This is a genomic window from Pseudarthrobacter sp. (assembly GCF_036675385.1).
Lineage (GTDB): Bacteria > Actinomycetota > Actinomycetes > Actinomycetales > Micrococcaceae > Arthrobacter.
Map to the genome: position 1 here is coordinate 1 of NZ_JAKFFD010000176.1, position 9107 is coordinate 9107.

General features: G+C 65.7%; 7 protein-coding genes and 1 tRNA gene. 2 read left to right on the plus strand and 6 right to left on the minus strand.

Annotated elements, in window-relative coordinates; genetic code table 11:
- Positions 1–31 precede the first annotated feature (31 nt).
- The gene (locus tag V6M49_RS15335) at positions 32–985 is read left to right on the plus strand and encodes a phosphoribosylaminoimidazolesuccinocarboxamide synthase (protein ID WP_141141607.1); all 954 of its coding nucleotides are present in this window, start codon (positions 32–34) and stop codon (positions 983–985) included.
- A gap of 55 nt (positions 986–1040) precedes the next feature.
- On the opposite strand, the gene V6M49_RS15340 is transcribed toward V6M49_RS15335, so the two are convergent.
- Positions 1041–2315, minus strand: coding sequence for a helix-turn-helix domain-containing protein (locus V6M49_RS15340; RefSeq protein WP_141141606.1), 1275 nt, complete (start codon positions 2313–2315; stop codon positions 1041–1043).
- A 132-nt stretch (positions 2316–2447) separates the two neighbouring features.
- Between V6M49_RS15340 and V6M49_RS15345 the strand changes: the two genes are divergently transcribed.
- The gene (locus V6M49_RS15345; RefSeq protein ID WP_332761835.1) at positions 2448–2663 is read left to right on the plus strand and encodes a hypothetical protein; all 216 of its coding nucleotides are present in this window, start codon (positions 2448–2450) and stop codon (positions 2661–2663) included.
- 149 nt (positions 2664–2812) lie between these two features.
- Here the strand turns inward: V6M49_RS15345 and V6M49_RS15350 are convergent.
- The 5 genes from V6M49_RS15350 to V6M49_RS15370 form a co-directional block, all read right to left on the minus strand.
- A tRNA-Pro gene (locus V6M49_RS15350) sits at positions 2813–2889 on the minus strand.
- Positions 2890–2970: 81 nt separating this feature from the next.
- Positions 2971–4884, minus strand: a complete 1914-nt coding sequence (locus V6M49_RS15355) for an ABC transporter ATP-binding protein (protein ID WP_332761837.1) — start codon at positions 4882–4884, stop codon at positions 2971–2973.
- On the minus strand, positions 4881–6689 hold the full coding sequence (locus tag V6M49_RS15360; RefSeq protein WP_332761839.1) for an ABC transporter ATP-binding protein: 1809 nt from the start codon (positions 6687–6689) through the stop codon (positions 4881–4883). Before V6M49_RS15360 ends, V6M49_RS15355 begins: the two co-directional genes overlap by 4 nt.
- Positions 6690–6771: 82 nt before the next feature.
- The gene (locus V6M49_RS15365) at positions 6772–7719 is read right to left on the minus strand and encodes a metallophosphoesterase (RefSeq protein WP_332761841.1); all 948 of its coding nucleotides are present in this window, start codon (positions 7717–7719) and stop codon (positions 6772–6774) included.
- A 4-nt stretch (positions 7720–7723) separates the two neighbouring features.
- On the minus strand, positions 7724–9107 hold a 1384-nt coding region (locus V6M49_RS15370), incomplete at its 5' end, for a transglycosylase domain-containing protein (RefSeq protein WP_332761843.1).

Consider the following 9107-nt stretch of genomic DNA (forward strand, 5'->3'; position numbering starts at 1 on the left):
ACGCTCCCCGTCACGAAGGCGAAGGCATAACATGACTGAGAACTCCGCCCAGGAACCACAGCCGCCCCGCGGCTTCAGCACCGAAACCCTGGACCTGCCGGGCTGGACGCACGTTTACTCCGGCAAGGTCCGCGACCTCTACGAGCCGGCGGACGAAGCCACGCGCCAGCAGGTGGGACAGGACTGCGTCCTGGTGGTGGCAAGCGACCGCATCAGCGCCTTCGACCACGTGCTGGCCAGCGAAATCCCGGACAAGGGCCGCATCCTCACGCAGTTGAGCCTGTGGTGGTTCGACCAGCTTGACGTGGTCCACCACGTGCTGGCATCCACCGTGGAGGACGGCGTTCCTGCGGCCGTGGAAGGCCGCGCGATGATCTGCCGGAAGCTGGACATGTTCCCCGTGGAATGCATCGCCCGCGGCTATCTCACCGGCACCGGGCTGCTGGAGTACAAGGCCCGGGGGACGGTCTGCGAGATTCCGCTGCCGCCGGGCCTGGTGGACGGGTCCCGGCTGGAACAGGCCATCTTCACACCGTCCGCCAAGGCCGATGTGGGCGAGCATGACGAGAACATCTCCTACAACGATGTTGTGGCCATGGTGGGGGACGACATCGCCGCACGCCTGAGCGAACTGACCCTGAAGATCTACACCGGCGCCGAGAAGATCGCGCGCGAACGCGGCATCATCCTGGCCGATACCAAGGTGGAGTTCGGCTACGACGCCGTGTCCGGGGCCATCACCCTGGGCGATGAGGTCCTGACGCCGGATTCCTCCCGTTTCTGGGATGCGGCCACGTATGAGCCGGGCAAGGCGCAGCCTTCGTATGACAAGCAGTATGTGCGCGACTGGCTCACGTCGGCTGAATCCGGCTGGGACAAGAGCTCAGACGTGGCGCCGCCCGCCCTGCCCGCGGACGTCGTGGCCCGGACGCGCAGCCGCTACGTCGAGGCCTACGAGAAAATCACGGGCAAGACGTTCGCCTAGAACAGCTTTGACGGGCCCGGCTTCGCGCCGGGCCCGTTTTGGGGCTCGGCCGGCCCTAGCTTGCTTTGACGTCTTTCGCTGCTGCTGCGGCCCGCTGCTGGGCCAGCCTGATCTCAAGGACTGCATCGAGTGCCTGCTGGACGCGGTCCGAGGCTCCCGCGGCGCTGAAGGCCTTCTGCGCTTCCTCGAGGTAGACCAGGGCTTCGTCGGACTCGCCGGCGGCTTTCAGCGACTTGCCCAGCAGGAGTGAAACTTCCCCTGCCGTGTGCTTGGCCAGCGCGTCGGATTCCGCGTGGATCTCCCGGAGCTTGTTGATGGCAGCCACGATGTCGCCGGTGAGATAGAGCCAGCGGGCGCGGATGAACGCAACTTCCAGCTGGTCGCTCTTGTTGCCCCCCACAATGGACAGCGCCAGTTCGGCGCGCTCGATGCTGGAAAGTGTTTCCGGTTCGACGATTCCGGAGGACAGCCGGACGGCGGCCGAGGCCTTGTTGAAACGGGCCCAGAGATCGATGTCGTTAGCGGGCGACAGCATCCGGGCGGCGCGCTCGTGGTACTTGATGCCCTCGGGGTAGTCGTGCCGCATAAAGGCCACGTTGCCGATCACCCAGGCAACCTCACCGGCAAGCTGGGACATGGAGTGCTCGTCCATCTGGTCATTCATGGCCTGGCAGTATTTCCAGGCCTCGTCGAGGCGGCCGCTCTCCGCCAGTGCCCCGATCAGCGCGCGGTAGGCGCCGATGATCAGGGTGGATCCGTTGGGCAGCTGGCCGCAGAGCTGGACGGCCGCCAGCGCATGCTCCACGGCAGTGCTCAGCTGGCCCTGTCCCTGGCAGATGGCGGCGAGCATCTGGCGGGCACGGACGGCAAGGCCGGCAGATTCCGTGGCCATGGGGTGCTCCAGGAGGTGCTGCATGATCTTTTGGCATTCCTGCCAGTTGCCCTGTTTGATCAGGCATTCGGCCTGCATGTAGGTCATGTTCCACCACGCGCTGGTGTTCTTGCCCTCCAGGGCTATCTGGGCTGCGTTGGCTGCGTGCGTGGCCGCCAGCGGGTAGTCCCGGAGGTCCCAGGCCTGGCGCGCGTAGAGGCCAGCCAGGACGTACTCGGCGTCGCTGACGGTGATGGGCTGGCTCCAGGCTTCCAGCGCCTTGGGCGCCAGCTCCAGCCTGCGGGCGAGCTCCTCGATCACTTCGGCCGTCGGCTCACGGCGGCCGGTTTCGAGGAGGGAGATGTAACTGGGGGAATACAGGTCCTTGCCCAGTTCAGCCTGTGTCAGCCCACGTTCGAGACGCTCCGCACGGAGCTTCTCCCCGAATCCGTTGCCCACGGGATTTCCTCCTGATTCTGGACAGTCTTTGTACTCAATGCTTGACAGTCCCTGTGGAAAACATTTTACAATGTATGTCAACAAGGACAGTGCTGACTTTGTAACGAATCCGACTCGTATTGAGGAACTTATATGTTGAAGAAGATTGCGGCCGCTGGCGTTCTCGCTGCTGCCCTGGCATTTTCTGCGGCGGCCCCGGCTGTCCTGTCGGCAGGTTCCATCGCCGACACCACCGGCGTATCCGTAGCCGTTGGCAACTGGCCCGATCCCATGTCCAAGCCCATCAAGGACAAGACCGGTGGCGGCACGTACACCACCAACGTTGGCAACTGGCCCGACCCGATGTAAGGAATCCTCTCAGGAGGTGCGGCCCCGGGGCATGGTCATCATGCCCCGGGGCTATTTCTTTGTCCGGGCACTTGACCGTTCCTAGCCCGGGCGCTTGACAGCCGGGAAACACAAAAGAGGGCCTCCCCTGGGGGAGACCCTCTTTCAATTGGTCGGGATGACAGGATTTGAACCTGCGACCTCGTCGTCCCGAACGACGCGCGCTACCAAGCTGCGCCACATCCCGATCCGCTGCAAAAGCAACTTTACAAGAATAGCCGACGCCGGGCCCGGATGTGAAATCGGCGGCGCAGGCCGGGTCAGATCCTTAGACCAGGGAGTCCTTCCAGGCGCCGTGGAGGTCTGCGAAGCGTCCGCCGCCGCCGATGAGTTCCGCGGGGGTGCCGTCCTCAACCACGCGCCCGTCGTGGACCACCAGGACGCGGTCGGCAGTTTCAACGGTGGAGAGGCGGTGCGCGATGATCAGCGCCGTCCGGCCGCCGCCCGCAGCAGCTGACCTCTCCGCCGCAGACCCCTCCGCCGCAGACCCCGCATCAGACGAGTCCGGGGCACCTGCCGGACTGCCGGCGTCGGACGTTGCCCGCAGAAGGCGCGCCAGGCCGCTCTGGACGAGCCGCTCTGAGGGGATGTCCAGGGACGAGGTGGCCTCGTCCAGGATCAGCACCGCCGGGCGGGCCAGGAACGCCCGGGCGAAGCTGATCAGCTGCCGTTGCCCGGAGGACACCCTGCCGCCGCGCTTGTTGACATCAGTGTCATAGCCTTCGGGGAGGTCGGTAATGAACTCGTGGGCGCCCACGGCCCGGGCGGCATCCTCGATCTCCGCTCGGGTTGCCTCCGGCCGGCCCAGCGCGATGTTGTCCGCCACGGAACCGCTGAACAGGAACGCCTCCTGCGTGACCATCACGATGTTCCGGCGCAGGTCCGCGGTGGTGAGGCTGCGCAGGTCAACTCCGTCCAGGGTCAGGGAGCCGGAGGAGACGTCGTAGAAGCGGGCGATCAGTTTGGCAAGCGTGGATTTCCCGGCGCCGGTCTGCCCCACCAGGGCAACGGTCTGGCCGGCGGGGATGTGCAGGTCCATGGTGGGGATGACCACAGGGCCGTCGCCGTAGCGGAACTCCACACCCTTGAAATCGACGGCGCCACTGGCATCGCGGAGCGCAACAGGGTTCTTGGGCGGACGGACCGTGGGAACCTCTTCCAGCAGGCCGGACACCTTCTCCAGGGCAGCCTGGGCGCTCTGGAAGGAGTTGTAGAACATGGCCATCTGGTCCACCGGCTGGAAGAAGCGTTTGGTGGAAAGGATCAGTGCCAGCAGTACGCCCACGGCGAGGTCCCCGCCCAGGACGCGGAACCCGCCGAACAGGAGCACCACGGCCACGCAGACGTTGCCGATCAGCACCAGGCCGGGCTGGAAGATGCCGTTGAGGTTGATGGAGCGCACGGTAACCAGCCGGTAGTCCTCTGACAGCTGGCCGTACTTCGCGGCGTTCTCGGTTTCCTTGCGGAAGGCCTTCACGGCGCGGATCCCGGTCATGGTTTCCACAAAGTGCACAATCAGCCGGGCGGAGACCACACGGGACTCACGGAACACGATCTGGGAGTGCTTCTGGTACCAGCGCGACAGGAAGTACATCGGGACGCCGGCGGCCAGCACGATCAGGCCGCTGCGCCAGTCCAGGGCAAACACCGTGACAGCCGTGAAGACCATAAACAGCAGGCCCGAGGCCAGGGAGCTGACGCCGGAGTCGAGGAGTTCCCGCAGCGCCTCCAGGTCCGAGGTCTGCCGGGCGATGATCCGTCCCGACGTGTACTTTTCGTGGAACTCCAGGCTCAGGCGCTGCGTGTGCCGGAAGACCCGGACGCGCAGGTCCAGCAGCATCGCCTGGCTGAGCCGCGCCGTGGAGGTGACGTAGAGGGCGGTGAGTCCCGCCGTCGCGATCGCTGCGAGCAGGTAGGCGACGCCGGTAAGCACCAGAGGGAGGTTGTCGCCCGCCTGCAACGACGGGAGGGCGTGGTCGATGCCGAACGCGATCAGTGCAGGCCCGGCCACGCGCGCGGCCTGGGACAGGACCACGGTGGCGATGGTCAGCCAGAACCTGAGCCGCACCGGACGGATCAGCGTGGCCAAAAGGGCGAGCGACCGCCGTCGTACGGTTTTACTGTCCGACTTGCTGAGGTGGGTGTTGTCCTCATTGGCGGTGCCGAAGGTTGCGTTACTCATCGGATGCTGTCCTCTGACTCGTCCTCAAGCTCCGACAGTTCCGAATCCAGGTCCCGTGGTTCCTGGTCCAGGCTGGCGATGACGTAGCGGTAATGGGGGTTGTGCGCCAGAAGTTCCGTGTGGGTTCCGACGGCGGCGATCCGGCCATCCTCGAGCAGCGCCACCCGGTCAGCCAGCGCAACGGTGGACGGGCGGTGCGCGACGATCAGTGTGGTGGTGTCCTTCAGGACCGCGCGGAGCCGGGTTTCCACAAGTTCCTCGGTATGCACGTCCAGGGCCGAGAGCGGATCGTCCAGCACGAGGACGCGGGGCCGCGCCGCGATGGCCCGTGCCAGGGCGATCCGCTGCCGCTGCCCGCCGGAGAGGCTCAGGCCCTCCTCGCCGATGAGTGTGTCCACGCCCTCCGGCAGCGAGTACGCGAAGTGGGCCTGCGCCACATCCAGGGCTTCGTCCAGGGCTTCCTCGGTCCGGTCCGGCGCCCCGAGGAGCACGTTGTCGCGGACGGAACTGGAGAACAGGGTGGTGTCCTCGAACGCGACGCCCACCACGCGCCGGAGCCCGTCGACGTCGAACTCGCGCAGGTCCACCCCGTCGATCGTGATGGAGCCGTCGGTGACGTCGAACAGGCGCGGGACCAGCTGGATCAGCGCGCTCTTGCCGCTTCCCGTGATGCCCACCAGAGCCATGGTCTCGCCCGGCCGGACGTCCAGGTTGATCTCTTTAAGGATGGGCTTGTCCGGTGCGTCCTCGAACGCGAACGTGGCGTTCTTGAAGCTGAGCGCGCCCTTCAGCTGCGAGGGGCTGCGCGGCGCCGGGGGACTGGTGATGGTGTTGACCGAATCCATGACCTCGAAGTGGCGGTCGACGGCGGACTTGGCGGTTAGTGCCATGGCCAGCAGCATGCCGGAGAACTCCACCGGCGCGGCGATGACGGCGGCGGTGGCGAAGAACGCCACCAGCGCGCCGATGCTCAGCTGGCCGCTGGCGCAGAGCATCACACCCACCACCAGCCCGGCGCCGAGTGCGAGTTCCGGCAGCAGGGTAACCACCATGGTGAACGTCGCCTGGTGCTTCGCCTTCACGATCTCGGTCTGGCGGAGTTCCTCGGCCTGTTCGTTGAAGTTCTCCAGGGCCTCGCGGCTGCGGCCGAAGGCCTTCAGGACGCGGATGCCGTGGACGGATTCCTCCACCGTGGTGGCGAGGTCGCCGGCCTGGTCCTGGCTCCGCCGCGCCACTTTGCTGAAGCGCGTCCGGAACCGGAAGCCGTATGCCATGATGGGCACCGCCGCGGCCAGGAAGATCAGGGCCAGCTGCCAGCTCATGGAGAACATGACCACAATGCCGATGACCACCGTGAGTGTGGTGACCACCAGCATGATGGCACCGAACGCCATCCAGCGGCGCAGGAAGTTCAGGTCCGTCATGGCACGCGACAGCAGCTGGCCGGAGCCCCAGCGGTCGTGGAAGGACACCGTCAGGTCCTGCAGGTGCCCGTAGAGCGAGACCCGCATCCGGGTTTCCACGGTGGTGGCCGGGTTGATCACAAACTGCCGGCGGAGCGCCACGAGTCCCGCCTCGGCGATGCCCAGGACCAGGATGACGACGGCGGCAGTCCAGACGGCGTCCGACGTGCCACCGGGTTTAAGGGACTCATTGACGAGGACCCGCAGCACCTGCGGGATGGTCAGCGCCACGACGCTGGCCAGGAGTGCGCAGAGGAGTCCCATCACCAGCCGGGGGATGATCGGCCTCACGTGAGGGTAAAGACGGCTGATGGATCTGAAAAATGAGGTCTGCTTGGCCATGCCCGCTTCTCAAGCTCTAAATCGAATGTAGTTTCCCTTAGCAACTACCCTATGCCATGGCGTGAGCAGGTTCACACCTTCGTTATTCGGGGGAGGTGAGCGTCAGCAGGACGGCCTCGGGTTTGCAGGCGATGCGGATGGGAGCGAACCGGGAGGTGCCGATGCCGCCCGAGACGTTGACCGGCGTCGTACGTCCGTTGCTTTCCCAGTTGTTGAGTCCCTTGGCCCGCCACGTGGGGAGGTCGCAGTTGGACACCAGGGCGCCGTAGCCGGGGATGCAGAGCTGGCCGCCATGGGTGTGGCCCGCCAGCAGCAGGTCAGCGCCGTCCTGCGTGAAATGGTCCAGGACCCGCTGGTACGGGGCATGGATGACCGCAACCCGGAGGTGCGCGTTCTGGTCTTGGTCACGGGTGCCGCGGGGCCAGCCCGCATAGCGCTCCCGGCCCAAGTGCGGATCGTCCACGCCGGAGAAGTCGAAACGGATGCCCTTCAGTACCACCGATTGGTGCCGGTTGGTGAGGTCCACCCAGCCACGCATGCCGAAGCCGGACCGCAGCCGTGGCCAGTCCAGTTCGGTTTGTTTGGGCTTGATCTTCGATGGACCCAGCAGGTAGGACGCGGGGTTCTTGAAGCTCGGGCCGTAGTAGTCGTTGGACCCCGGGACGAAAACGCCGGGGAATTCCAGGAGCGGGCGCAGTGCCTTAAGCAGGGGTTCCACCGCCTTGACGTGGCTGAGGTTGTCCCCGGTGTTGACCACCAGGTCAGGCTCCAGCGACGCCAGCGACTCAAGCCAGCGCGCCTTGGTGTCCTGGCCCGGGACGAAGTGGATGTCGCTCAGGTGCAGGACGCGGAAGGGAGGGTGGCCTGCGGGCAGGATGGGCAGTGCCTCCTCGCGCAGGACAAACTGGTTCTTCTCCCACAGCCCGTATCCGAAGGCGGCGATCCCCGCCGCAGCGCCCGCGCCGGCGGTGACGGCAAAGCCGCGCCCGATGTTCCGGACGCGGCTGGCCAATGCAGGGCTGACTGCCATGGAGCTAGTTCTTCTTGTCGCTGTTGCCCGGTGCAGGGTCCGTGGACGGCTGCGGGGCCGGAGCCGTGGCAGGCGCGGTGGCCGGCGTTGACGGCGTGGTCCGGGCAGGCGTTCCGCTCACCATGTTGGTGGGCGGGGCCGTGAACGCGTTCGTGCCATACGCCGGAGCGACCTGGGCCATGTACTTGGAGAACATGGGGCCGGCGATCATGTAACCGTCGATCGCCTTGTAGAACTGTCCGTTGACCGTCAGGTTCCGGCCCGGCCGGAGCTGGTCACCCAGCGGGTCGCCGAACCACGCCGCGGTGGCCACACCGGTGGTGAAACCCACCACCCAGGTGGAGCCGTTGGTGTCGTTGGTGCCGGTCTTGGCAGCCACCGGGAAGTTGGTCTTGGTGGAGAGCCGCGGCTGAATGAGCGATCCTGAACCCTCATCAAGGACCTTCTGCATGGCATATGCCACGCCCCGGGCGACCTCCGGTTTGACGGCATCGCGGCAGCTCGTGGCCTGGGCCGGGAGCTGTGCGCCGGTCTGGTCCGTGACAGACGTGATGGCGATGGGCTCGCAGTACTTGCCGTCGTTGGCGAACGTGGCGAACGCGGAGGCCATCGTCAGTGGGGCCGTCTGCGTTGAGCCGATCAGGTTGGCCAACGTGGTCATCTTGACTGGCGGGTTGGGATCGTCACCCACCGGCAGGCCACCGTGGATTCCGACGGCATCCACGATCTTCTGGATGCCGCAGAGGTCAACCTGCGCAGCCGAGGCGAAGGTGGCCGTGTTGATCGAGTTCTGCAGGCCGTACAGGATCGTCATGTTCCGGTAGTAGCCGTCGTCGGAGTTTTGCAGGTCGAAGCTGCCGGGAATCCTGGCGTCATACCAGCCGACGGTGGGTTCCGGGCAGGTGTTCCTCCACGGGAAGGTCTGCGGGTACGTGCGGGTGGCGGCGTTGACGTTGGCGTTCATGGACTTGCCCTCGTTCAGCCATTCGGCAAACGTGAAGGGTTTCATGGTGGAGCCGGGCTGGAATCCGCCCAGGCCGTTGAGGTCGTTGCCGTCCTTGTCCAGCTTGTCCACGTTGAAGTTCTGTGTCTGGTTGAACTTGCCCTCGGTGGGCAGATACGAGGTGTTTTGCGCCATGTTCAGGATCTTGCCGGAGTTGGGCTGCACGGAGACGATGGACGCACCCCAGTTGTCCGTATTGACGCCGGCAGCCGCATCCGACTCGGCCTGGGCAACGTTCTGGGCGTTGACGTCCAGCGTTGTCGTGATGGTCAGGCCGCCGCGGAACACCATCTGCTCACGCTCTTTGGGAGTGGCGCCGTAGGCCGGGTTGTTGAGCAGCAGGTGCAGCACATAGTCGCAGAAATAAGGTGCCGTGGAGGCGTAC

Excerpts from the sequence above, each read along its gene's own strand:
- V6M49_RS15335 (WP_141141607.1), top strand. The coding sequence starts at position 32 with ATGACTGAGAACTCCGCCCAGGAACCACAGCCGCCCCGCGGCTTCAGC.
- V6M49_RS15345 (WP_332761835.1), top strand. The coding sequence starts at position 2,448 with ATGTTGAAGAAGATTGCGGCCGCTGGCGTTCTCGCTGCTGCCCTGGCA.
- V6M49_RS15355 (WP_332761837.1), bottom strand. The coding sequence starts at position 4,884 with ATGAGTAACGCAACCTTCGGCACCGCCAATGAGGACAACACCCACCTC.
- V6M49_RS15360 (WP_332761839.1), bottom strand. The coding sequence starts at position 6,689 with ATGGCCAAGCAGACCTCATTTTTCAGATCCATCAGCCGTCTTTACCCT.
- V6M49_RS15365 (WP_332761841.1), bottom strand. The coding sequence starts at position 7,719 with ATGGCAGTCAGCCCTGCATTGGCCAGCCGCGTCCGGAACATCGGGCGC.